At 41.4% G+C, this 24,637-nt stretch carries 18 protein-coding genes and 1 tRNA gene; 3 read left to right on the top strand and 16 right to left on the bottom strand.

What is annotated here, in order from left to right:
• The first annotated feature begins 3 nt into the window (after window positions 1-3).
• Window positions 4-77 (top strand) — tRNA-Asn (locus V7Q13_RS09365).
• 477 nt (window positions 78-554) lie between these two features.
• Here V7Q13_RS09365 and V7Q13_RS09360 read toward each other — a convergent pair.
• The 4 genes from V7Q13_RS09360 to V7Q13_RS09345 form a co-directional block, all read right to left on the bottom strand.
• Window positions 555-1,544 carry a DUF3871 family protein gene (locus tag V7Q13_RS09360; RefSeq protein WP_333800418.1) on the bottom strand — a complete coding sequence of 330 codons (990 nt, stop codon included), beginning with the start codon at window positions 1,542-1,544 and terminating at the stop codon, window positions 555-557.
• The gene (locus tag V7Q13_RS09355) at window positions 1,537-2,409 is read right to left on the bottom strand and encodes an ATP-binding protein (protein ID WP_333800417.1); all 873 of its coding nucleotides are present in this window, start codon (window positions 2,407-2,409) and stop codon (window positions 1,537-1,539) included. The genes V7Q13_RS09360 and V7Q13_RS09355 overlap by 8 nt, the downstream gene beginning before the upstream one ends.
• An 83-nt stretch (window positions 2,410-2,492) precedes the next feature.
• A complete protein-coding gene (locus tag V7Q13_RS09350; protein WP_333800416.1) occupies window positions 2,493-3,041 on the bottom strand; it encodes a hypothetical protein in 549 nt (182 codons plus the stop codon).
• A gap of 132 nt (window positions 3,042-3,173) precedes the next feature.
• Window positions 3,174-3,521: a hypothetical protein gene (locus tag V7Q13_RS09345; protein WP_333800415.1), complete on the bottom strand. Its 348-nt coding sequence runs from the start codon at window positions 3,519-3,521 to the stop codon at window positions 3,174-3,176.
• A gap of 318 nt (window positions 3,522-3,839) precedes the next feature.
• Between V7Q13_RS09345 and V7Q13_RS09340 the strand changes: the two genes are divergently transcribed.
• Window positions 3,840-4,301 (top strand): hypothetical protein, encoded by a 462-nt coding sequence (locus V7Q13_RS09340; protein ID WP_333800414.1) that lies wholly within the window; start codon window positions 3,840-3,842, stop codon window positions 4,299-4,301.
• Between the two features lie 45 nt (window positions 4,302-4,346).
• Here the strand turns inward: V7Q13_RS09340 and V7Q13_RS09335 are convergent, their stop codons facing one another.
• The 10 genes from V7Q13_RS09335 to V7Q13_RS09295 form a co-directional block, all read right to left on the bottom strand.
• On the bottom strand, window positions 4,347-7,394 hold the full coding sequence (locus tag V7Q13_RS09335; RefSeq protein ID WP_333800413.1) for a type I restriction endonuclease subunit R: 3,048 nt from the start codon (window positions 7,392-7,394) through the stop codon (window positions 4,347-4,349).
• A gap of 122 nt (window positions 7,395-7,516) precedes the next feature.
• Window positions 7,517-9,187 carry an ATP-binding protein gene (locus V7Q13_RS09330; protein ID WP_333800412.1) on the bottom strand — a complete coding sequence of 557 codons (1,671 nt, stop codon included), beginning with the start codon at window positions 9,185-9,187 and terminating at the stop codon, window positions 7,517-7,519.
• 37 nt (window positions 9,188-9,224) lie between these two features.
• Entirely contained in the window at window positions 9,225-10,625 is a 1,401-nt protein-coding gene (locus V7Q13_RS09325; protein ID WP_333800411.1) for a DUF2971 domain-containing protein, read from the bottom strand.
• Between the two features lie 3 nt (window positions 10,626-10,628).
• The gene (locus V7Q13_RS09320; protein ID WP_333800410.1) at window positions 10,629-11,957 is read right to left on the bottom strand and encodes a restriction endonuclease subunit S; all 1,329 of its coding nucleotides are present in this window, start codon (window positions 11,955-11,957) and stop codon (window positions 10,629-10,631) included.
• Window positions 11,954-14,200, bottom strand: a complete 2,247-nt coding sequence (locus V7Q13_RS09315) for a type I restriction-modification system subunit M (protein ID WP_333800409.1) — start codon at window positions 14,198-14,200, stop codon at window positions 11,954-11,956. Before V7Q13_RS09315 ends, V7Q13_RS09320 begins: the two co-directional genes overlap by 4 nt.
• Before the next feature lie 563 nt (window positions 14,201-14,763).
• Entirely contained in the window at window positions 14,764-16,026 is a 1,263-nt protein-coding gene (locus V7Q13_RS09310; protein WP_333800408.1) for a hypothetical protein, read from the bottom strand.
• 261 nt (window positions 16,027-16,287) lie between these two features.
• Complete coding sequence (locus V7Q13_RS17425; RefSeq protein ID WP_442958253.1) at window positions 16,288-16,608, bottom strand: phage antirepressor KilAC domain-containing protein; 321 nt, start codon at window positions 16,606-16,608, stop codon at window positions 16,288-16,290.
• Window positions 16,605-16,937 (bottom strand): helix-turn-helix domain-containing protein, encoded by a 333-nt coding sequence (locus tag V7Q13_RS09305; protein WP_333800407.1) that lies wholly within the window; start codon window positions 16,935-16,937, stop codon window positions 16,605-16,607. Before V7Q13_RS09305 ends, V7Q13_RS17425 begins: the two co-directional genes overlap by 4 nt.
• 393 nt (window positions 16,938-17,330) lie before the next feature.
• Window positions 17,331-18,566, bottom strand: coding sequence for a site-specific integrase (locus tag V7Q13_RS09300; protein ID WP_333800406.1), 1,236 nt, complete (start codon window positions 18,564-18,566; stop codon window positions 17,331-17,333).
• Between the two features lie 359 nt (window positions 18,567-18,925).
• Window positions 18,926-19,114 carry a hypothetical protein gene (locus V7Q13_RS09295; RefSeq protein ID WP_333800405.1) on the bottom strand — a complete coding sequence of 63 codons (189 nt, stop codon included), beginning with the start codon at window positions 19,112-19,114 and terminating at the stop codon, window positions 18,926-18,928.
• A gap of 204 nt (window positions 19,115-19,318) precedes the next feature.
• Here V7Q13_RS09295 and V7Q13_RS09290 point away from each other — a divergent pair, with 204 nt between their 5' ends.
• Window positions 19,319-20,074, top strand: a complete 756-nt coding sequence (locus V7Q13_RS09290) for a hypothetical protein (RefSeq protein WP_333800404.1) — start codon at window positions 19,319-19,321, stop codon at window positions 20,072-20,074.
• A gap of 91 nt (window positions 20,075-20,165) precedes the next feature.
• Here the strand turns inward: V7Q13_RS09290 and V7Q13_RS09285 are convergent, their stop codons facing one another.
• Together V7Q13_RS09285 and V7Q13_RS09280 are read right to left on the bottom strand one after the other, a co-directional pair.
• Complete coding sequence (locus tag V7Q13_RS09285; protein WP_333800403.1) at window positions 20,166-20,516, bottom strand: DUF6876 family protein; 351 nt, start codon at window positions 20,514-20,516, stop codon at window positions 20,166-20,168.
• Between the two features lie 1,194 nt (window positions 20,517-21,710).
• On the bottom strand, window positions 21,711-24,479 hold the full coding sequence (locus V7Q13_RS09280; protein WP_333800402.1) for a substrate-binding domain-containing protein: 2,769 nt from the start codon (window positions 24,477-24,479) through the stop codon (window positions 21,711-21,713).
• Window positions 24,480-24,637 lie beyond the last annotated feature (158 nt).

The following is a 24,637-nucleotide window of genomic DNA, read 5'->3' as shown; positions in this document are numbered from 1 at the left end:
CATTCCTCCTTAGCTCAGTTGGTTAGAGCATCTGACTGTTAATCAGAGGGTCGCTGGTTCAAGTCCAGCAGGGGGAGCTTGATAATCAAGCGGTTACAAACGAAAGTTAGTAGCCGCTTTTTTATTTGCAGTAAGATTTGCAGTAAAACTCTCACGGAATTCAAAGCATATTATGGTCGTATGGAAGTCAAACTGGTTTACCATACTTACTCTGCATTTGTTACAGTTCACAAGGTAGCTACTATTTCATTGGCCCGAATTCTATTAGCTCGAATACGCTGTAAGGTATCCAGAGATGAAATACCCTAAACAGTATTCTTTCCTTTACATCCGGTTTTACTGCCTCTACAAATACAGAACATCCTTTTTGTACGTGAAGGATATCCGAATCAATTACGATTACTCGGAATGGAACAAACAATTGTCTTAGTTCCCCGCTAGAATTAATTACCAGTAAAGAATTACTGCTTTGGTATTCAAGTTTTTGCATTTCAAGGGATTAACACCCCTACTACCGATTACTGGTAGCAGGGGGTATAAGTGAATCAATACGGTTAATTCAGGTACCAACTGGATGAACTGGTTTCTAAGTGGGATGTGATTTCATCCACAAACTCAAAGCTGTTTACCGACCTGTCTAGAAACTGGTCGATGTAACTGCTTTTGTTGGCCTCGGTAAACAGGTTGTAAAGCTTCCACATGTTGATGTTTCCTTGGGCATCACGGCAGAAGCTTTTGTCTCTGTAGTAATCCCGAACCACCATGTTCATTTGTGTGTCTGTCAGCAACAGGTTTGGTATTTCTTTCCTGAGATTGGCAGGCAGGTTGGGATACATTCTGCATCGCCCAATGAGCTGAGCAAACTGCTGCTCGGTTAGGCTATACTGACTCAGTTTGTTCAGGTTTTCTAAGTGCCATTTGTGGTTGTAGTTTTCAATCATACCGTAAATACTGGCCTTCAATTGGGATAGACTACCCACTTTCAGGTCGCTTACAAATCCATCAGACCATACACAGAGGTTGGTACATACCTTGTTTTGAAAGCCAATGAACATTTTGAAATGCTCATCAGCTCCTTTTCTGCTGTACAGGTTGTCCAGGCTATAAGATTTTACTCCACCAATGGTGAGTGACAGCGAATTGCCCATTATATCAGACTGAATGGAAGGCACTTCAATGACGAATGCCATCCGTTCGTAGTAAATGGTCTTCTCGTGCTCATACAGCTCATTCGCAGACTTGTCTTTGGCAGAAGGTATTCTGCCTTTGATTGGGTGTGATAACCTGATAGCGGGCTTCATGATGATTTCACCATGGAAGAGGTCGGATGCTACATCGAAAGCTGTATCAATGAACTCTACATGACTGATGAGCGTCTGGTTATCTTTCACGAACACCGGTATGATATGGTTCTTTCTGATATCAGCCAGTGATGCTTGTATCGTATTTGCCTCTATGAAGGGTCGGCTCGTGCTTTGGTGCTCATCTTCAAATGCTGTTGAGTATTGGCGGCTATCCAATACGGGCAAGTGGTTGTTATTCATGTTTTCCATTGTTGCTGATTTGTTGGGTTGCTAATTGTGCGGTTACTTCTTTGCCAATGAGAATTTGGCGTTTACGGTTTTCGAATTCTGGCTGTAATGCAGCGTTGAATTGAGGGTAGTGCTTGTACAGCTCTAACAGTTCTCCAATACTTTGGGAATCGTTTATCCGAGCTGTGATATCATCGGCAGTTATTTCCTGACCGCTTTCACACCACTTGCGAATGGTTATACCAGTTTCGGGAGATATTTTCTGTTCTGGCTTAGCAAAGAACAAACCGGTTCGGTCCTTTGAAGCCGATGCGTAATTCTTGATATCCAAATCGAATACCAATGTGAACTCGTAATCAAGGCCATCACGCTGGACGGCTTTCAGCCCAACCTTTTCCGGTACCATCTTGCCATTCTTCTCATTGAGTACATAATCCTGTTTGGTACGCAGGGTAGCAATGATGTGGCATGGAGACTGCAGGATGCGTTGTACAAACTCATTGTGCCTTGGCGTAATCTTTCCCCAGTTGGTAAATGAGTTGCCAGGCAGAGAGGAATGGTAGTCGAGCAGGTTGTCCCATTCATGCGAAATGGAGTCAATGATTATTACTTCCATTCCAGCCTTTTCACAGGTAGCCAATGCTTCCATATAACGCTCAGGGTTATACGGAGCTTTCAGGGTGAGTACATTATAATCACCAAGATGAGCGTAGAGGTCGGCTGAGTGGTTCTCTGTATCAATTACAGCGACCTTGTTGTAATTACCACAAAGGCCAAAAGCTAGCAGCAGAGAGGAATAGGTTTTACCTGAGCCAGATGGGCCTTGAAGTGCCATGCGGATTTTTGCACGTTTGCGTTGTGCTTTTTGCAGTTGCATAAACGGAGATTTGATTGTTGAAAATGAAAAAGGGCCGGTAGTGTGTACTACCGACCCTTTGCTAATTCGATGACTTGACCTAACTATCGTTTGATGGGGATATTTGAAAATTGACCAACTAAGTTGACAGAGCGATTTGCATAATCAGGATTATTCTTCCATTCTGAAATGGTCATGCTGAAAGTGCCGGTAGCCTTTCCGTTTTCAATCTTAGTAATGATGAATTCATTGGTATTTCCAGTGCTTGATTGATAATAAACACCATTAAGCGTCAGTTCGCCAACCCAACCTCCACTTGAGCTACAGGGTGTAGGGTCGCCGTGTCTGAATCTGTAAGTACCTACAATTAAGCTACCTCCTACTTGAGAGAAGTAAAGATGTGAGTAGATAGAAAGCGGGCCATTAGTTTTACGAACTGTGAGCACTTGCCCGCAAAATACACTAGTGCTGGAGCCAAATTGAGGACTGAATTCTAGTTCCCTATCTCCTTCATTAAACTCGAATGTTGTGCCGTTTGCCACCACCTTGAGATATGCTTTTGTATTTGTTGGCTGCGAGTTATTACTTGTATCCTTATTACAAGCGAATAGCGTAATCAAACAAAGAAGAACGATCGAATGTGTGATTTTCATGATTCTACGATTTTGGGATTGAACAATGTGATGTATAAAGATATGATTTTGCGAACTTTGTAAGTGGGCTATTAATTGTATAAACGAATAAAAACGCATCCCAATAAAGGGATGCGTCTGGTTTGATGACATTTAGGTCAGTTGTAATTCTTGAACCTGAGTCTGCCCAATCAATTCTACAGAACCTTTTGGCCGGTATGCATAGCTGTGTGCTAATACCATAACCTCACCAGTACGTTTGTTTACGTACTCGTAAGGCTCTACCTGTACCCGTACAATGTCGCCTTCAATTTGCTGGCCAACCATCATTTGGGCTAAAGATTCATCGAAAGTGCTTGGGATACTACACTTACGTACGGTAGCATAAAAGTTGCCGGTTGTTTGGGATTGAACCAATTCAAGACCACCTGTCAATTCGAGCGTAGTGAAGCTGGTGCCATCCTTTCTTTGGCGGACAGCAAAGTTTGTAACCTGTACCATGATTTTAATTTTTTGAATGAAAAATGAAATGACCTACAGCCGTAATCCTGGTAGTGCACATACCAACATTTGCTATAGGGGGGGCTTTCGACCCTGAAGTGTGGAGGGGTAGGTTTTTTCGGGTTGGTACTAGGGGGATACACTTGTGGTTTGAAATACGCACAGCTCTTAAAAATGTATATATTGTGTACAGGATTAGGAAGGCAAAGCCTTTAGATGTTCCCCTTTAACCCATATACATGAGAGCTATACTCTCATATGGAGATATTCGAACCCAGTAAACAAGGGATAAGTATAACCTCAATAATCCAGTTCACTATGAAACAGGTGTCCATTTTAACCATGATTCTGCTAATGTTCGCTTGTAATGTTATAGGTAGCAAAGACGATGCTGATAGCGGCAGCAAAGAAGATACCAGTAAGCTTGAAATGCTTCAAGGTAAGTGGAAGGGCACCTATAAGTATATGATGCGTAGTGGCGATGGATATGGAAATTTGATAATGGTTGCTGCCAAAGAGGGCACTGCGGAGTTTGAGTTTTATAATAAAACGTATAGAATGAAAAAGGTGCAGTTGATTGGTGGTAAGGATGACTTCGATTTCACTAATGACTTTGAATTCATACGGAATGACTCCATCATAACAATGGAACGGTCATCAACAGGACCTTGGGCCTCTGTCCATTTCAGAATAGAATTTTTGACTCCTAACAGCCTGGTGCTTATTAATGGAGAGAAAAATGATTTTCACACCATTTATGATTTGGAAAGAATAAAGTAGCATTCAGTTGTTCACTGCTAAACCGATATCCAAGCAAAACTTGTGTTATTTGAAGGTTCTATTTACAAAATTAGCATGCATCAATTTGAACATTGAACCAACAAGAAGTGTCCTGAATTCTGGGTTTTCGTTATATTCTTTGAATACTTCAAAGTTGCTGTCGATGTGATTAATCATTTTTTCTTTCAAAGTTTCTGCGAACGTTATATGTGCATTTTGAATGTCATTCTTGTCAAGTGAAGCAGAGATGTTATCCATTGCAGCCTTATCATCTTGTACGTCTTGTAAAAGGTCTGCAGCCATTTTGCGGACTTTGTCTTCATTAGTAAACTGTGTCCCAAAACGGTCATTAAATGCTTTTACAATATTTGATAGTAGCTCCAATTCAGGTTCTGCGACTCCGCTGCCCATTTCTGATGCTGGCATTAGTTCATCACCTTGCTGTAGGGTGATGGTGAATTCTCCTTGTTTCAGCAATCGGTAACTATCAAGGTCGATGGTGTTTGTAACGCCACTTGCCAAATCTTCATCCTGCTCTTTTTGAATTTTGTTTTGCAAGTGATTCAGAAAAACGTACAGCCGTTCTAAATAGGGATTGGTAAACGGCAAAATTTGTACAAGGAACACATATAGCCGAATGTACGATTTGCATTTTGCTCGAAAATCTTCTTGTGATATTTCATCAAGCGTTGTTCTGAACACATCGGCTGCTGCATCTAAAATAATATGCAGTTGGTCAACAGAAACATTCTGAACAATTTTATCCGAGAAGTCATGGACTTGTCTATTGGTGTAAACTTGATATGCATCTAATGCATTTTGTAGGTCAAACAACTTATTGGGGTCAGTGGCTTCACCCAGAATAGTTGTTTCGTAATATGGTTCAAATGCATCTTTTATTTCATCAGTAGAGTTAGCAAAGTCCAATACAAAAGTGTCTGTTTTGCCAGCTGTGGTTCTGTTCAATCGAGAAAGAGTTTGTACAGCATTTACACCTCCCAGTTTCTTGTCTACATACATAGTATGTAGCAGGGGCTGGTCAAAACCCGTTTGATATTTATTTGCCACAATCAAAAATCTGTTGTTGGCTTTCTTGAACTCATCTGGAATTGCCTCACTTGCGAAACCGTTTAATGAAGATTCGGTTTGCCCATCTATCTCACCAGAAAATGCGACAATAGCATTGTAAGGTATATTGTTGTCTTTCAGGTAAGTATCAAATGCCCGCTTGTATTTGACCGCATTTCTTCGGCTACTGGTTACAACCATTGCTTTAGCAAGCCCTTTGATTTTCATTTTACCAGCGACCTCGTTGGTAAAATGTTCTATCATTACTGCCGTTTTGCGGGCAATATTCAGTTCATGACTTTCTACATAAACCCTCAGTTTCTTCTGCGCTTTCTTTTTGTCAAATAAAGGGTCGTCTACAATTTTTTTGAGTAGTGCAAAATGGCTGTTGTATGTGATGCAGTTCCGTAGCACATCTACAATAAAGTGCTCCTGGATGGCTTGTTTCATCGAATACAAGTGAAATGCACGGAATTTGTCTTTGTTTTCTTCTGTGAATTTGACACCAAACAATTCAAGCGTTTTTGGTTTTGGTGTAGCGGTGAAGGCGAAGTAGCTGGCATTGGTTAGCATTTTCTTGCTTTCAACCAAATATGCGATGATATCTTCTCCTGTTAATTCTTCACCGGTTTTTCTGTTGATGTATACAATTTCTCCGCCACCTAAATCTTTTATTTCAAAGTCCTTATTTAGTGTGGCATTCAATTTGCCTGCGGTGTTTCCACTTTGGCCACTGTGTGCTTCGTCTATAATGAGGGCAAATTTGTTTCCTGGTAGTTCGCCAATGTCATTGACGATATATGGGAACTTCTGAATAGTGGTAATAATGATTTTCTTGCCTTCTTCCAACGCTTCTTTCAGGTGTTTTGAACCCTTGTCAATATGTTCCACTAAGCCCGAAACTTGCTCAAATTGCTTGATGTTTCGTTGAATTTGTGAATCCAACACCACACGATCGGTTACTACAATGACAGAATCGAAAACGGCTGAAGTATTGGTTTTGTCAAACAACCCTACCAACTGATGTGCCAGCCAACTGATAGAATTACTTTTACCCGAACCAGCCGAATGTTGTATCAAATATTTTTTCCCAGCTCCGTTTTCTTTAGCATCTGCTAATAGACCACGCACTGCATCTAATTGGTGATAGCGTGGAAATATGAGCTTTTTGGTTTTTTCTTTTTTGATTTTGCCATCGGGCAAAATCTTCTCCGATTCCTCTTCTATCAGTTGAACATAGTTTTGAATAATGTTCGTGATGCTGTCTTTGGTTAAAATTTCTTTCCAGAGGTAATCCGTTTTGATGCCTGACGGATTGGGTGGGTTTCCTGCACCGTTGTTATTGCCTTTGTTGAATGGAAGGAAAAATGAGCTCTCGCCTTTGAGCTGAGTGCACATCCACACTTGTTCTGTATCTACTGCAAAATGAACCAAACAGCGGGCAAGACGAAACAACTCTTCTTTCGGGTCACGGGTGGTTTTGTATTGCTTGATAGCATCTTTCACATCTTGCTTGGTAAGTTCGTTTTTGAGCTCAAACGTTATAACAGGCAAACCATTGATGAATACCACCAAATCCAGTGACTTTTCATTTTGTGTGCTGAAATGCACCTGACGGGTCACAGAAAAAATGTTCTTCTCGTAGAGTTCAGCGTTTTTGGGGTTTAAACTGGAAACTGGTTTATCGTAAAACAGCTTGAGCTTGATACCTGTGTTGCCGTCTGTAATGTCGGTGCGAAGCAGGTTGATGATACCACCCAAGCATTTTTCATTGACTACTTTATCGTCTTTTATTTTGCGGTTTACCAAGTATAAAATCCGTTGTCTGAAATTACTGCCGTGGCTTTGCTTTAGTTTGGCTACTTCTTGGGGTTGGGTATCATCCAAGAACTTAAACAGCAGTTCCTCATCTACACATTCAGTGCGATTGTAGTGGTTGAAATGGCGCTCTTCAAAGCCATTCACTAAACACAAATACTGTGTGATGTGTGCTTCTAATCCTTTTTCTGATGTATCTACAGCCATAAGTCTAAGTTTCATCTATTTCTTTCAATATTCTTCTACTTTTCAGAAAAAAATTGATTGATTATCAATGAGTTGTGTTGATTATTTGTCTAAAGTTCATCTAATTTTTCATCTAAGTTCATCTAATTTTTTATCCATTTAGGATAGCGGGAAGTGCCAGAGTTTTTAATCGTTTTATCTCGTTTCGACATGGCGTAGACCAGATTGCGCACCTTGTTGGCACGCTGTTCTTCGTTTAAAACCTTTGGCAGTAAATCGAGCACAAGTTTATTAATGTCCTCTTTGGATGCAGTACCATACTTTTCAATGAACTCCAGAATCATGGCCTTGTAGTGGTCATCTTTAAAACCACGAGTTTTGATATAGTCTGCCTTCTGTTCTGTTTTTTCAGCAACGGAAACTGAAATATGAAAATTTGGTTTTCGCCCTTCAATAAAGTGTTTGGCCTTTAACACCCTCACCTCCGCATCATTGAGTTCCTTTTTCTTTTGCACCTTATCCAATAAGATGATTTCGTCCAAGCTAAGTTCAGGGTTGCGGGCAAGCACCCGGGCATATTCCATATCCAGAACTTTACCAATCAGAGTCACTTTTACTTTATTGCCCGTAAAGTCGTAATCCGGCATAGGGAAAAATCTATCACGCTGAACCCTGAACATTCGTTTGATACCGCTACCAATGGAGTCAATCATATTGAAAGATTCCATTGTTTTAGCCAATAGTGTATTGCGATAAAACGAAGGAGGGTCCTCACTTTTTAATACATCTTCTACACTACCTGGTAAAAACGTGCCGGGATTGGTAAAAGAGATATATCCATCTTCATTTTCAGCAACAGTAATACGGCCGCCAAGCGTAAAATCCATGTGGGCGATGCAATTGCTTAATGCTTCTTTGATATTCTTGGCATCGTATTGTTCTATTTCTTCTGGAAATAGAGTACCATCTTTCAGGTAGCGATATTTCAGGTTACGTATTTTGGCATAAACATCATCTACCGCAAGAATATAAGGAGGCTCGAAGTGCTGATAATCCCTCTCTACTTTGTCTTTGGTGTATAAAACCCAACTAATTTGAGGCTGTAAGGGATTAAGATGCACAACAGCCTCGGGCTTGCCCAATAATAAAATGGCTGTGCGGGTAACATGACCGTTGACCAATAATTTGGTTTTTGTAAGAAAAGTAACACTATCCCACTGCTCTATTTCAACGGCCAATCGTGGGTTTTTAACCTTAAAGTTTAGACGGGCTATCGCTATTGCCGTTTCATCTAGTTCCTGCACTGTGGCGTCTGGACAAACCGCAGCACTCCAATCATCTATGGTATGCAAGGGCTCAATCAAAATGTTTTCCTTACGGCTGGCGGTAAGTTCAATCAGACTATCGCCACTGCGTTGCCAGGCTTTCTTGTGGGCAATTACCGGCTGCCGGGCCGCATGCTTAGGAATGTGCAAAACCCAAATGGTTTTGTGGCTATCGCTTGTGGTAAAGGATTCCACTTTTAACCCCTCGCTTGGTAAGTGGGTACAATTACCCAAAATACGATAAGGAAAATTTTCCGGAGTATAATCGTGCAACTGCTGAATACCTAAGATGGACAAGGTTTTATCTTCTACGCCCATTACTAAATGCCCGCCTTCCATATTGGCAATGGCCGACACATAAGAAATTACATCATCACCTGCACGACCCGATACGTCAGACCGCAGATTGCGGAATGCCTTCCATTCGCAATGCTCATTTTCTTTGGGAAAATGCGATTTGAGGTATTGATGTAATTCTGCTTCTGTCATTTAATATCCATTTGCTTTATTGGGTGTCTGTTAGCTACTACCTATAATGGTTAATCTTTGATAACTCAACTTTCAAATTTCTTAAGTTTGAGTCGTAGCCTTTGACTTTTATTTCTTTTCTTTTCCTACGAATCATCTCATCAATCTGAACAAAATTTGTTTCCTGCTCAGGGCATTTCGGCCCTAATAAAATGCACTTCAATTGAATGGGAAACAACTTGCTGTTTAGTCTGAAATCAATGACTGGGTTTATAATTGAATGGGTGTATGTCATTACCCAGTCTGTTTTTAGCTTAACCAGACTATCATTATCAATGATTAAAAGCCTTACTTCTTCTTCGATAGCATAATCGTTGGCTTTGAAGAAATGCTTCCAATAACCCAATTTCCGAAATTCAAACTTGAATCCTGTTAGCCGTTCAACTTCAACTTTAATTTGTTTCAAAAAGTCTAACTCTTTGTGGTTGCCGTTTTCGTCTGCATACTTTACTTTTTGTAAAAGAACGTGCTTGTTCAAATTACTTTTCTTTACATCAAAGACAAGGCAAACGCCTTTGGCATCATCTGAATACAAACGCCATAGCGTTAAATCATCTTTGCGTTCAATTTTGGAGCAAGATGTAATGTATCGGTTATTGATAGCGATAATGGTGTTGTGATGTTCCTTGATGAGTGGCTTTTCAATGCTGATGGTTCCATTATCCCGATTCAAATAGTTTTCCACATAATTCACTTCCGATTTGTCATTCATTCCTACTAAACCACTCATTCGGAATGACAAGTAACTCAGCATATCGAAAATGGTTTTCAGTCCAGTGTATCGGCAAATTTGCGTGTCTTTAAACTCACCAAACATTTTATTGAAGAACTGATTTTCAAATGAAGTGATTCCACCATCATCATCAGAAAAAAAGTAAGTGTTTGAATTTTGGTCAAACTGGATTCTGCTTAAAAATGATTTACTTTTAATGAAAGTGAGAAATTCAGTATTATCCTGTAAGTGTTGGTTTGCTGCTTGTATAATGATATTTAAAACATCTTCTCTGTCCTTCTTTTGTATCTTGACTTTTTCAGGATTTGAAAGCCGTTTGATGATGTCATCAAATGAAAGCTGAAAAAAATCAAGCTCTTTTTCGTTTCTATCGTAGAAATAAAATGTTTCGTTATCGGTAGCAATACCAAATCTTGCATTGGTAATTGATAGGGCGGAACGTAAAGTATCAGTGGCACGAGCAAAAAAATCTTTATTTTGAAGAGTTGTTTTTACTTCGATTACAGCAAGCGGATGAACATTTTTATAAATAACAATATCGAATCGCCTTTTAAGAGTTGGGGTTTCCCACCTATCCTGAAGACGAACTTCCAAACCACTTTGTTGAAGTGCGGCTGTAAAGCGGTTAAAAACCAACATTTCTAATTCATTACCCTTCGTTTCCATTTTTTACAATTTTATTCGTCCCGTTACCGCCTCAGCTATCATGGCTTCCCGGTATTCTTTGATGAGTTCGATTTCTCTTTCGGCTTTGCTGATGGCAATATCAAGGGTTTTGGTTTCAGATTTTATGTGTTCTAAAATCCTTTTTTGTTCTTCTACAGGGGGCAATGTCACTAATAAATTAGCGTATTTGTCTGCTGATATATTTTCAATTGTTGCCTTAATGAAAATTGAATTTTTCCAGTTTTCATAGTTGCTTGAAAGTGTGTAATTGTATAAGAAATCAGATAAAATGATTTCTTCATTTGGCGATGCTTTAATTAAATAACCTGCGTAGCTGCATCTTTCGTCTCTATCAACCAAACGGAATTGAAAAGATTTACCAACTGTTGCACCACTTCTTGCGAGCAATATGTCTCCATCTTTCAGTTCGTAATCTTTGCCGTTTTCGGGCGATAATGATAGTTTGTTGTTTTCGTCTAAGGTTCCATCAGCAGTAAAGTCGGTTATTCTTATGTAACGATACCAACTTGGATTATAGTAATCACCCGAAGCATTTGCACCATATTTTAATCTTTCATTCAAGCAAAACTTCAACCTTCTCACTTCCCAGTGTTCAGGAATTTCGCCCAACACCGTTTCCTTGATCTTCACCCCATCATCAATGCCTTTGGTAACGGCATTGGTAATAATACTTTGCCGCTGCTCTTTCAGCAATTCAATAAAGCGTTGCTTGGTTTGGATGAAACGGGTGATTTTGGCTGATTCTTTTTCCAAAATCCTAGCTATCGCTTTTTGTTCTTCAAGTGATTCTGGAAATGGGATAAAGACACTTGATATATCATCATAGCTTAGCCCGCACCTTGTTACGCCCTTTGCAGCAATCGTAAAATGATGGTTAACAACTCTTGACTGCAAAACTCGATAAAGAAAATTACTATCAATAATGTGTTCGTTTACTCTTACTTGTGCAAGGTGGTAACCACAGACAAGATTCTCAATATCATCGACAACAAATGCAGGTACTGCTATATCATTAAAGGTTTCCGAATCTTTTGTAAGTAGTATGTCGCCCTTCTTAACTGAAAACCTCTTTATCTCATCATCAGTTGCCGAAGCCTCCATAAACTCCAAATCATTAGTGATGTATTCGTTTTTATAAACATCAACATAATTACAAAGCCTAACTTTCATCTCCTCTTTGTGCGAATGCTTGTCTACTGTGCTAAATTTTACATCAGAAATGAATTTCAAACGTATCAATTTCCAATGTGTTGGGACTTCCGGCATCCATGCTATTCCTGTTTTTTTATATTTCACATTTGTTGCTATCATGCCACAATCTCTTTTAACAGGTTTTCAGTTTCGTGTTCAATGGCAAAGAGGTCGGCTGCAATGGCTTCTTTGCTGCGGGGCGGGGTGTATTGGTAGAAATACTTGTTGAAGTTGATTTCGTAGCCCACTTTGGTTTCGTCTTCGTTCCACCAGGCATCATCGGCAAAGGGTATTACTTCCCGTTCAAAGAAGGATTGTATGTTTTCTTTCAGTGGTATGTTTTCGTAATCTTTCAAGGCAGGGTCGCTTACATATTCTATGCTGCCGTCTTTATGCTTTTTCTTTATTACGGCTGCTGCTTTCGGATCTGTCCAACCTACGGCACTCAACAAATCTTTTTTGTCTTTGGCTGCCAGTTTGATGCTTTGCTTTTTCAACGCCTTATCCAGCAATTCTTCAAACACATTGAAGTCGTCAAACAATTTGTCGCCAATGGTTTCTGCCAATGTTTTGGCGTGGTTCATCAGGCCAAGGTCACGTTGCCACACAGCCGTATCCAGCAATTGTTTTACAATTTTCTGTTTCTTCTTAGGCAATGAAGCAATGGTAAGTTCGCTTGCTTCCTCTTCGGTTTCTTCTTCGTCACTGTCCTGCATAAAGTAATTGAGCAGCCATTGTTCTAATTTGGCAGTGGCTTTTTTGTCATACACTTCGTTGCCAAATTCTTTAAACAGTTCTTCACGCAAGGCAGCATTATTGCTCACAAAGCGAAGCGCTGCAATGCGTTTGGCAGTAAACTGCACCATCAGTCGCAACGGGCGGTGCACAATAATTTGGCTGTAGCCAAACTCGTTGTTGTCAAACAATTTACTGTGTTCGGTTTCTTTAAATTCCAGATAGAGTTTGGTAATGTCGTTGATGTTTTTAGGTACCAACTCATTGCGTTTGCTACCCAATGATTTTTTCATTTTGCCAAAGAAGTTTTCTCCATTGGCATTGATGAGTTGTACTTGACCTTGCCGGTGCTTTGGTTTTCGATTAGTAATGATGAATATGTAAGTCGGAATGCCCGTGTTGTAAAAAATATCGTTGGGCAAAGCAATGATGGCTTCCAGCATATCGCTTTCAATGATGTGCTTGCGGATTTCGCTTTCACCTTGTCCTGCATCGCCTGTAAACAAGGCAGAACCATTGTGAACTGTAGCAATGCGGCTGCCTTGCTCTGTTTCTTTCATCTTACTGAGCATATGCAGTACAAACATCAACTGCCCGTCATTCACTCGGGTAATAGCCGGTTCAGCAAATTGTGCATAGCGTTGTTTGATTTGAAAGCGAGAGTCAATGATTTTGCCTTTGTCGCCAATGCTCAATGCTTTTTTATCGTCAGCCCAGCTCGTGCCATAAGGAGGGTTGGTCAGCATAAAATCAAAGCGAAGGTCTTTTGGGAATCCGTATTGGCTTAGGGTGCTGCCATACACAATCTTTTCAGGGTCTTCGCCTTTCAGTAGCATATCTGATTTCGATATGGCGTAAATGGTTGGCGTATTTTCCTGTCCGTAAACATGAACCGTAGCTTTCGATTTTATTTCGCCATCTTCATCGGTAATGTATTTCTTACTCTCGGTAAGCATCGCCCCCGATCCGGCACAAGGGTCGTAAATCAAAAATGTTCCGTTTTGGATTTGCTCTTTTACGGGCAGAAACAAAACGTGTGTCATCAGCTCAATGATTTCACGAGGCGTAAAGTGTCGACCTGCTTCGGCATTAGTGGCTTCATTAAACCTGCGGAGCAAATCTTCAAACACATAACCCATTGCCAAAGGAGGTAAACTCTCTGGCCGTAAGTCGATTTTTGGCGAAACAAACTTTTCAATGGTTGAAAAAAGTTTGCCTGCTTCGTCCAGGGTTTCAATCTCGTTACGAAACTTAAACTTACTGATGATGTCCTGAACATTATTTGAAAAGCCGTTCAGGTAATTTTCAAAATTGCTGCGCAGGTTTTTGGGGTCTTCCAATAGCTTTTTCAGCGTGTATGGCGAAGTATTGTAAAAAGCCTGTCCGCTACCGTTTTGCTTGCTGGAGAGCAAAGCAGTCATGTCGTTCAGTTTGTCTTTATATTTTTCGTGAGTTTCCAACACCTTGTCTTTGGTTGGCTCCAACACAGCATCCAATCGCCTGATAACGGTCATTGGCAGGATTACATCTTTGTATTTACTCGGCTCGTAAGTATTAATCAATATCTGGTCAGCAACCGAGTATATGAAGTTGATAAGTGGCTGAAGCGACTGTGTATTTATGCTCATGGTTTTTGTATTCTCCGTTGGTTTCTTTGGTTCAGAAAAGCAGAATAACCATGATAGTTGATGCAAACTGATCTATTTCAGTATGCAAGAAGCATCATGGCTATTCTCATCACTTTTACAGGGGCCAATGGCGCCCTTTCTGTTGACTAAATTAAGTGATTGCCCAGATGTAATGCTTGCTAATTTCTGTTTATTAGAGAGCAAGGAATCAGTACCTATTCAAGTAGGATACTCTTTCATGTATTTTGCACACTCCAAAAAATTATTTCTGCGTGTAACCTTTGAGTTGTTATGTACTTGATGATGTTGTTTTATGGGGCTCGAAGGCAAAGAATTTGGCCTGAAATGAGTTAAAAGTAGACATGAATTGTAAAGAATATGTGGATAAAGTAGAAAAGGAATAATATAAGGAGAGTTCATTAAGTCAGAAGTATGGTGTCAAACCCTTTGCTGTATTGAGTTTCGAGCAATCCGTTTTACGATACCCTATAAGGTTGGCAGCACTTGACGATGAACGCTGCCAAACCTTACAGGTGTCGTTTTTCAGCAAAACCATTAACAAATTAGGCTGCCAATTTCATTGATTGCATTTCTGGTGTCCAGATTTCGATGCTTGTTGCAGGAAGGAAGCCGGTAGCTTGCAAGCACTCTTCCAACAGCACGTTGTTCACATAGTCCTGATTTCCTAATGTAGTGACAATGCTGTCATGTATGGTAAACAGGGGAAGGTTAGGCCTTTCCCAGGCAATACGTGTAGCTACCCTGTGTAGGATGATATTTGACTCCATGCTCTGTAACAGGCAGGCCAGATAATTTTTGTACATCATTTTAGACATCTCTATCACCTGGAATATCGAAGGAAACATCTTGCTCATTATCGCTTTGCCAGACTCAAGATTGTTGACGCCCCATCTTGGTGAGCTAAACAGGGTTTTCAGGAAGAATAGTTTAGCCTGAGGTTTTTCGATTATCAATCCTGTCTCCATGGTGTATCGCTGAATAAACATCTCGTAAAGAGTGCCGCCTAATGCAGCCGATTTGTAATCCATCATTTCCTGCTCTGGTATGGAAGCTACTGATTGCTGGATGTTTTCATACAGCTTCTTTGCCTGTTGTTGAGCCTGCTTCATCGACCTCAATTTATCGGGGGTATTTTTGCATTTGCCCTTTTTCTTTTTAGTGGCGATAGCCTTTCGCTGTTTGGTTTCCAGCATTGCTATATCTGCTATGCTAGCATACAATAAACCACTCTTAATGAGCTGCCTAGCAGCCTTATCAAAAAAGTTTGGCTGCAGTATTCTGGTTAATAAGTATGGTTGGCTGTTCTTTATATCCACGCATACCAATGGCTGTTTGTCATAAGTGACATAGGGCCTGAATATTTTGGGCAGATTGCTCAGGTTGCTGTGGATTCGTCCGGCAAACTCATCCTGCTGGAAATAAAAACTTTGGTTGCTGAATTCAGTGAGCTTGTACTTATTATGCTCGTACTTGCTTAATAATTTCGGTTCATGTATGTCCCAGTTTTCATGATAAAACTGCTCGTTACGCTCAACTGCCTTGGTGTAATTCAACCTCAGTTTATAATTGAACCAACGAGCAAGCTCCGGATGTGCTTTTCTTCCACTGAAGTATTCAGCATCCAATTTTTTGCAAATAGCTGGTTTGGTAATTTTTATCTGTTGAAGGTCGGAGTTACGGTACTGTGCCGTAAAGCGATAACCCTTGCTTTTCTGCTCAGGTATGTATTGGTTGTCGCACTCTAAGATGCCCTTTTGTACAAGGTATTTCAGATAAGCCGCATACTCATGATTAAAGGATTGCATGATATTAGAGTGCATACAGGTAAATCCAGCCTTGGTCAAACTCTCCTTGCTGTGAGCTGGGATGCTATTAACCAAATGAAGCAGATGGTAAAATTTGTAAATGTCACGATAGTTATACCTAAATGATGGTGGATTTTGGCTGATGACTTTTGGGAGGTCAAGGTTGACCGGTATGTAAAAGCTGTAATTATACATATAGTAAAATTTGGTGCAGCACCAGGCAGCACCCCGAGTTGGGATGCCGCATTGGTCTGCTGATGATTAAATGGATTTGTTATTTGCTAGTGCCTGTCTGTGGCGTTTTAAAATCGCTCGCCTGAGATAGTTCAACCCTTCAATCCTAACAAGGGTGACAGGTACAGAAAGTCTGATGTTGTTGCAGGTTATTCCCTTCAGTTTGTGAACCATGTAGCCTTTATTCAGCATGGGTTGCGAAGGCGTATTATTCTTCAACAGCCAACCCTGATTGCGTAGGATTCGCATGAAATGGTGGTGTCCAATACCGAACAGTAGCTTACCTGTTTGATTTAGGTCAAATAAGGGTGCACCCGTTGCATCCCGATATACTTTTATTGAATTCATGCTGCCCCCTTTTGATTGTGTACGTGAAGAAAACGGGTGACAGCACTGGTGGCTACAGAAGCCGCAGTAGGAACCAAACCGGCGTACTGATAATCAATGAGTACACTTTTCGGAATGGTGATTTTGCCCTTTGCTTTGGGCTGGCAGAAGGAAATCTCCCTTTGGGCAATCATCTTCTGCAGTTTGGAAATCGAGATTCTTAAAAAAGCAGCGGCCTCTGGTATAGTCAGGAACTCAACGTCTGCTTGATTTTGTTTTACTGTGGGGGCGGGAACTCCGTTGCCACCAGCCACTAAATAAGTAGGATTTTTACATTTTTGTGTTATCATTTTTTTGGTATTTACTCTGCAGCGTTAAGAAATAATTGCTGGGCACCCTAGCTGCGCTGCAGTTATCGCAGATAGAATTTTTGCCCAAGTGAACTGTCTTCATAATTGTCATACTTTAAAAATTGCCTTATTTTCTATTGATGTTATTACCACCTTTTGCCCAGGTAGCTAGGGCCATAATGTATGGGTGAGCAGCCCGTGTGTTAGCTCTTGCTTTCATTGTGCAGTATTTTCAAGCAAAGGTAATGCCATGCGTACGCTTTGCTGAAATCGTCAGTTTTTCTAAGAGATTATTGAGTATCTGCATGCTAAATGAACGTTTAAAATGGTTAATTGAAAGAGCGGCAATTTTGACCTGTTTTTCTGGCAGCTGAAATGACAGACTGCCTGATTTCAAAATTTCAATAGTGCCTCCGTAAATACTTTCGCCTGCTCATCACCGAAATCGGATAGGTAGTTTTCGGTGGTTATGATGCTGGTGTGGCCAAGACTTTCTTTGATGAACTGTGTGGGTGCACCGCTACGCATGAGCCTGGTAGAGAATGAGTGTCGTGCTGCATAGGTAGTGGGTGGTATTTCCAGCTCCAGTGTGTTTGCTATCGCCTTAAGCCCCTCATTTACCTTTTTAATAAATCGTTGGCATCGCTGCTTTTTTGTTTTGGGGCTATCAGTACCTTCTAATAACGGAAACAAGAATACCGATCCCGGATTAGGCGAACGATACTTGTTGATGATTTCGATGGCTTCGGGTGACAGATAAACTTTGATGGGCCGTAAGTCTTTCTTCTTGGTTCGTTTTGTTTTCTGCCTAAAGAACTGCAGTTGGGTACCACTGATGTCGGTGTGCTTCAGGTTTAGTATATCGGTCATGTTCATGCCGTTACACAGATAAGACAGCTTCCAGAAATCAAGTGCCTTTGCAATTGCATTGTCCGTGGGTGTATAGGCAAGTAGTTTCTTAAGGTCGCTGTCTGTCAGGGCCTTTTTTACGTTTCTGGCCGCAGGCACAGTGAAACCTTTGAACGGGTATTGGTCTCGTGACATAACATTGGCGTTGATGGCCTGATTGATAACAGCCCGTAGCTGACGCAGGTAGATACCCTGTGTTGAAGGTGACTTACCGGCTGCTGCCATCCATTTCTCATAATCAATAAGGAACTGCGTGGTGATGTCTTGCAACCTAATCGACTCGTCCTTATTAAATTCAAGAATGGAGTTGAGCGTGGTTTGATATGATGCCCGGGTGCCTTCTCTGCCTTCTTGCTCCAACTGTTTGATGTATTTGTCGAACCATTGTTTCAGGGTGAGCGTGGCTACCGCTGGCGCTTCATCTTTTTGTTTGAACATGAGCCGTTCGAACTCCGGAAAAGAGAAAGCGTCCATCTCTTGCAGGATGCTTTCAGCTGCCTGAACTATTGCGAGCTTTTTTAATCTGAGTTCTTTTATGCGTTCATCTTTAATCCGGTCTCCCTTACTGCGATTCCACTCTTCATTGGTCGCATCAATACCTGTTGCGTAGGCCATGGACTTGCCATTGAAGTATACCTGAAGCTTCACCGGATACTTACCGGATTGCTTCGCCCTCCTTGTGTCGAGGAAAACAGTTGCTGTGGGTTTGAGGGTATTCATTTGCAGTAAATTTGCAGTAAAAGGAATGTGTAAAGGTAAAAGAGAAGGATGCAGAATGCAAAACGGAAAACACACAATACATTGTTAATCAATGAATTATGATATAAAATGCAAAAGAATGCTACAGAATGAAATGAATAAAAACCGTGACTGTTAATCAGAGGGTCGCTGGTTCAAGTCCAGCAGGGGGAGCCTGAAAATCAAAGCGTTACGAATAAAATCGTGACGCTTTTTTCATTATGTGACCTCAAATGTGACCTGAGACTCGGGTAACATCAATAACCACATCACAAAGAAGAGAAAACAACTTGAAGTGTTATGGCAATGCGCAGCCATTGCCATCATTTAGTATTGAATGGCTACCGGATGATTTGGTTCACCGTATTCGGACAAAGGCCCAGATATTGGCAAAACTCTTCGATGGTTACCACCTGATGCGGCTGCTTCTGGAAGTGCTCCTTGATCTTTTTAATCAAGTCTCTGCCATAGCGTTCACTTTTGCCTGTTACTAACTGGATGTCCTTAGGATATATGCAAATTCTTTGCATGGTTCAATACTCTATCTATACTTTATCTATACTGTAATTACCTGTTTGGTATTGTAAAAATACTAAATAGTTTACCATGATAAATAGGTTTAATATGGAAAAATCGGCAAGGATGCCGAAAGCTGGAAGTGCTTAATTGGTAAGGCTTTGAACGTGTGGTAAATTCGGATTGCAATTCGCATCAATCACTAAAATCGTTATCAAATGGCACGTCAAAAAGGTATTATCAAACTCGATGGCACTATTGGTGGCATCACATTCTACAAATCGCAGGACGGGTACCTGGCCCGTGAAAAGGGCGGGGTTGAAGGCGACCGCATTGCCAACGATCCATCGTTTGCCCGTACACGGGAAAATGGGGCAGAATTTGGCCGGGCCGGTAAGGCGGGCAAATTGCTTCGCACTGCATTCCGGGCACTGCTCCAAAACACTGCAGACCCTCGTATGGTAAGCCGTATGACGGCTGACTTTGTGAAGGTGATTCAGGCCGATGAAACCAACGACCGTGGTCAGCGCAACGTGATTGACGGGGAAGCCGAACTGTTGGAGGGCTTTGATTTCAATATCAGGGGCAAGCTGGGCACTACGCTGTATGCACCATTTACCGCCAGCATCAACCGCACCAGCGGTGCGTTGGAAGTGGTTATCCCGCCTTTTGTTCCCATCAACATGATTGCGGCGCCAGGTGGCAGCACTCACTTCAAACTGATTTCAGCAGGTGCTGAGGTTGACTTTGAGTCAGAGAGCTATGTATCTGACTCGACCGAGAGTGCTGTGCTGGCCCTTGATTCAACCACAACCACTGCACTCACCCTGTCGAACACAGTAACAGCCGCCAGCACCAAACCACTGTTCCTCGTGTTGGGTATTGAGTTTTATCAGGAAGTAAACGGCAGTATGTACTCGTTGAAGAATGGTACATACAACGCACTGGCACTGGTGAAAGTGAGCGGTTCTTAATAGCAGCTGAGTTCTTGAGTACAATAGGCCCTGCCGGTTCCGGCGGGGCTTTTTTGTTGTAGGGCCCTTGCAATAGCAAGGGCCCTACGTTTTAGTATTCGGATGGCAGCAGCAGTACGCCATCAACGAGGTACAGGGTACACTGGTCGGCTGCGAAATCGCTGAACGGAATTTCTTGCCGGGCAATCTCTTTGCCATTGCCATCATCAGCCACGGCTACAAAGCGATGGCCGGTAAGCCGCTGCAGCAGCCATTGTTGAAAGCCTTCCTTGCGGACGCTGGCCGTGAGCTGGTGGCTAAATACCAGGTCTATTAACCAATAAGCCTGAAAGGTTTCTGCCATAGCACATACGCCATCGGTGTAGAGCAACCGGCTGAGCGGATGGCGGTAATAATTTTCGGTGCAGGTGTAGGCTCTCAGTTCGTCGTTTGCGTTTTTCATAAAAATTGCTTTTAAAAGAAAAAGAGAAAAAAGAAAGCCCTTGGGGTGCTGCGGGCATTCGTATTTCCAAACCGTAATGATGGCTTTGTGCGTTGGCCTTGCGTTCGGTTTGGAAATACGAGGATGGCTTTGTGCGGTGGGGGCCGCAGCTAACTTTGCTGGCCTTTTTTCTCTTCTTTTAAAAGGAATCGGCAAACGATGCTGAATAGGATATGCCGAAAAATTCCATTGCCCAAATGCAAGCCCGTTGCGTGGATGCTGATTATTGATTCAGTATTTGAGGGATGTCAGAAAAACGGATTAATGAATAGAAACGAAATCGTCAATCAGCGACGGTATCACACCCAAAACCGTAGTACTGCAGCTACAAAGGCTTCAAATGGCTGGGATATGTACTGCAGTTCAGCGCCGCCAGCGCCGAGCCACCCGAAGGCTGGGGCCGGGAGCCGCAACGGCGGAGCGGAATGAGGAACGAATGCAGCGACAAAGTGAGGCGAAGGCACCAGTCCGTATACGCAAGGGCCTGGCACGGTTTTTTGCTTTTCACTGCTTCTTTTTATTACGACTGTATCAATACAAATAGCAGTTGAACAGCGCAACGATGCAAAAACCGTGACCGCAGGCTGTAGGGCAGGTAAAGCGGAGCTGTGTCAGCGGAGCGACTGCCCGGAAGCCGGAGGGTACAGGCCCGCAGCTGAGGGTGGCCAGCCGGCGGCGCACAAGAAAGTGGTGGAGGCCCGATGGCTGTAGCCGTGCCTATCCTGCAGTGCAGCGACCGCTGACTGTAGCTGTAGTGAGTGGAGCCAATGAAGCCTGGCCAATGAATGGGTATTGTGCGGTGGGCTTGGCAGGCGCAGTGCAGCGAAACGGAACGGAAGCGAAAGGAAGTAAGGGAGCCAACCAAGGTAGGCTGGGCTGCAGCCAGTAAAGGGCCGGACGGCGGCGACCTGAGGGCGGCCGAAAACCATGACAGCCTGCGGAGCTTGCGGAGCACCCGCAGGGCGGTATGGCTCTGCTGCACAAAGCTGCGTGTGTTGGCCTGCAGCAGTGCCATGCCGGGCTGGCGAGGTTTTTGTTGGCCGACCGATGGAAGACCGCCGACCTTTTGTTAGGTCACACTCATGCCCACACAAACCGGAGTTGACAGATGGAATTATTTAGATCATTAATAACTTAAGGAACAGGCATAGTTTTCTATTGCTCCTTAAATGCTGTTGGTGTTAATCCAAATTTCGATTTGAATACTGTAGAAAAATAAGCAGGCGAGGAGAAGCCAACACTATAGGAAACTTCACTAATAGTTAGTTCTTCATGCTGTAGTAAAAACTTTGCTTTTTGCAAACGTACATTCATGATATAGTCATTTACGTTTATGTTCATTAAGGCCTTAACTTTTCTGTACAACTGCATTCGAGAAATCCCTAAGGCCTTTGCTATATCTTCTGCATTTAAAGATTCATTTCCAATGTTGCTTTCAACAATCGAAGAAAATTCGCTGATAAATTTTCGATCAATTTTTCCAACTGATTGATTTTTGAGAGAGGATGGTATTTCGGAGGTATAATGGTCCTTCAGTTTAACTCTGTTTGCAATGAGACTCTTAACTGTTTGTTCTAAGAACTGAACATTAAATGGTTTAGTGATGTATACATCTGCCATATTTTTCATCCCTTCAATCTTCTGCTGCAAATTAGTTTGCCCGCTGAGAAGAATAATGGGTATATGTGAAGTACGAATATCGTTCTTCAAAATATTTACTAAGCTCATCCCGTCTTTGCTTGGCATTACAATATCACAAATTATCAAATCTGGAACTATGTCAAATGCTTGTTGTATACCAACCTGACCATTATCAGCTTGGTGCATTTCGTATTCATCTTCAAATGTTGAACAAATAAAATCCCTCAAGTCTTTGTTATCGTCAATAACGAGTATTGAATTATTCTTTGGTTTTTGAATACGCTCGGGTTCATCATTCTGTTTTGCCACAGTTTGTGTTGTATAAACTTTCTCATCTTCATAAAACATAAATGGAACAGTTGGCTCATCGGTCATTTCAATTTGACGTAGATGTGCATTGCCTATTGGAAGGGATATTTCAAAAGTGCTTCCTTTCCACTTCTCGCTTTTTAAAGATATAGTACCGTGATGCAACTCAATTAATTGCTTTGAAAGCGCCAGCCCTAAACCTGTGCCATTTTCTGGTTTGTAATCACCTTGATAGAACAAGTCAAATGCTTTTTTTACAGCCTCTTCACTCATACCTACACCATTGTCTTCAATACTAATCAGCGCATTCTTTTGCGACTCATCTAATTTAAGATAGACATAGATGTAGCCATTGTCCGATGTAAATTTAAAAGCATTGGAAAGCACATTAAATACTACTTTGTCAAGCATGTTCACATCGAACCATACCTGCAGTTGCCTTTCGTTTGTAATTAGTCTTAAGTCAATTTTTCTTTTTGAGGCTATACTTTGAAAGGATTCAATTATATCCTGCAAAAACTCAACGATATCATTATCTGATGCTTTAATATGCATCTTATCTACTTCAATTTTTCGGAAGTCCATTAGCTGGTTAATCAATCTCAGCAGACGAAGGACGTTTTTATGGATCAGGGTTAAGTTTCGAGATTGCACATAGTTACTTTTAGCAGATGCAGCTAAGGCCTCGAGAGGTGCAAGTATTAAAGTGAGAGGAGTTCTGAATTCGTGGCTGATGCTAGTAAAAAAATTTACTTTAGCATCATAAGCTGCCTGAGCTTTCGCAGATAAAACTTCCAACTGATCTTTTTGTTCTTTTATCTCATGATTTTGGTGTTCCAAAATTTTATTTATCCTTCTTTTTTCACGAAAAGCATAGAAGGCCATACTAGCAAGAACTATACACACGATGAGCGAAGCGACAAGGATATATGTAAATATTCTAAGGTTACTGTAGACGGTTTTTAAACTGGTGAGGTTTGATTGTTGCTTTTCAATTGCTTGCTGCAAACTATTCGTTTTGGCAGCCTGCATTTGCATATAATGAACATTTGTTGAGTCAATTACAGTGGTCTGTAGCTTCGTTTCCCTACTAAACTGTTGTTTATTTAAAATTTTAAGACCTGTACGAATAGCTTCTTCACCGCCAGTAGGGTAAAGTAATGTTGCCGTAATTTCTCCATTTGAAACTAATTCTAGACCTTCTGATTTACCGGGCAACCCGTCTACACCAATAATGTGTGGTTTTTGTAAATGATTCCTTTTATAGTATTCGGATAGTTTAAGAGCAAGAAAGTCGTTTTGTGCGAAAATGACGTCAGCATCTAAGTTTGATTGTATAATACTATCTAAATGATTGTTTGCGGAATCTTTGAGCCATTCCCCATTTACTACTGCAGAAAGTGATAGAGATGGAAATCTGCTTATAGCATCTTTAAAACCTTTTGAACGTTCAAAAGCGGGGGACGAACCGGGTAAGACAATAAATTCAAGCACCTTACCTTTTTGTTTCAAAAGACTGGCAATGTATTCGCCTGCGGCAAAACCTACCTGATAATTATCACCGCCAACGTAGGCTGAATAATAAGTGGAAGATATTTTTCTATCAATAACGATTACGGGTATGCCTTTGGAATATGCAGCTTCAACAACGGGCCGCAATGGTTCTGCTTCATTTGGCGAAATGATGAGTAGGTCGATATTTTCTTTTAGCAATTTTTGGACCTGCTGAATTTGCTTTTGCGTAGCACCGTCTGCTTGTTCATATAATAAGGTGACGTCGGGATGAAAGGAAATCTCTCGTTTCATCTCATCTAACATGTTGTTACGCCAATTGCCTCCGGTGCACTGCGAAAAGCCTATTGTCCATTTTGGCTGCTTGTTATTGAAGCCACAACTTGTTATACCTATAATAAATAGCAGGTATAAACAACTCAGTGATAATAAACGAACGGATTCCGGAAAGTCTTTTTTCATGAGCCAGCGTTAAAATGTTACACGGTCTCCCAAAAGCAATTTACACATACTTAAGCATCAGCACGGTTGACAAAAATGGGAGTTGTTTTTAGTTGTACAAATGAAAATAAGCAGCGCATTTTTATTATTGTAACGAGCCGTTTTGAAAACCTCAGCAA

This window comes from Phnomibacter sp. (genome assembly GCF_036803085.1).
Classification (GTDB): Bacteria; Bacteroidota; Bacteroidia; order Chitinophagales; family Chitinophagaceae; genus Phnomibacter.
This window is presented reverse-complemented; position numbering and strand designations above follow the sequence as displayed.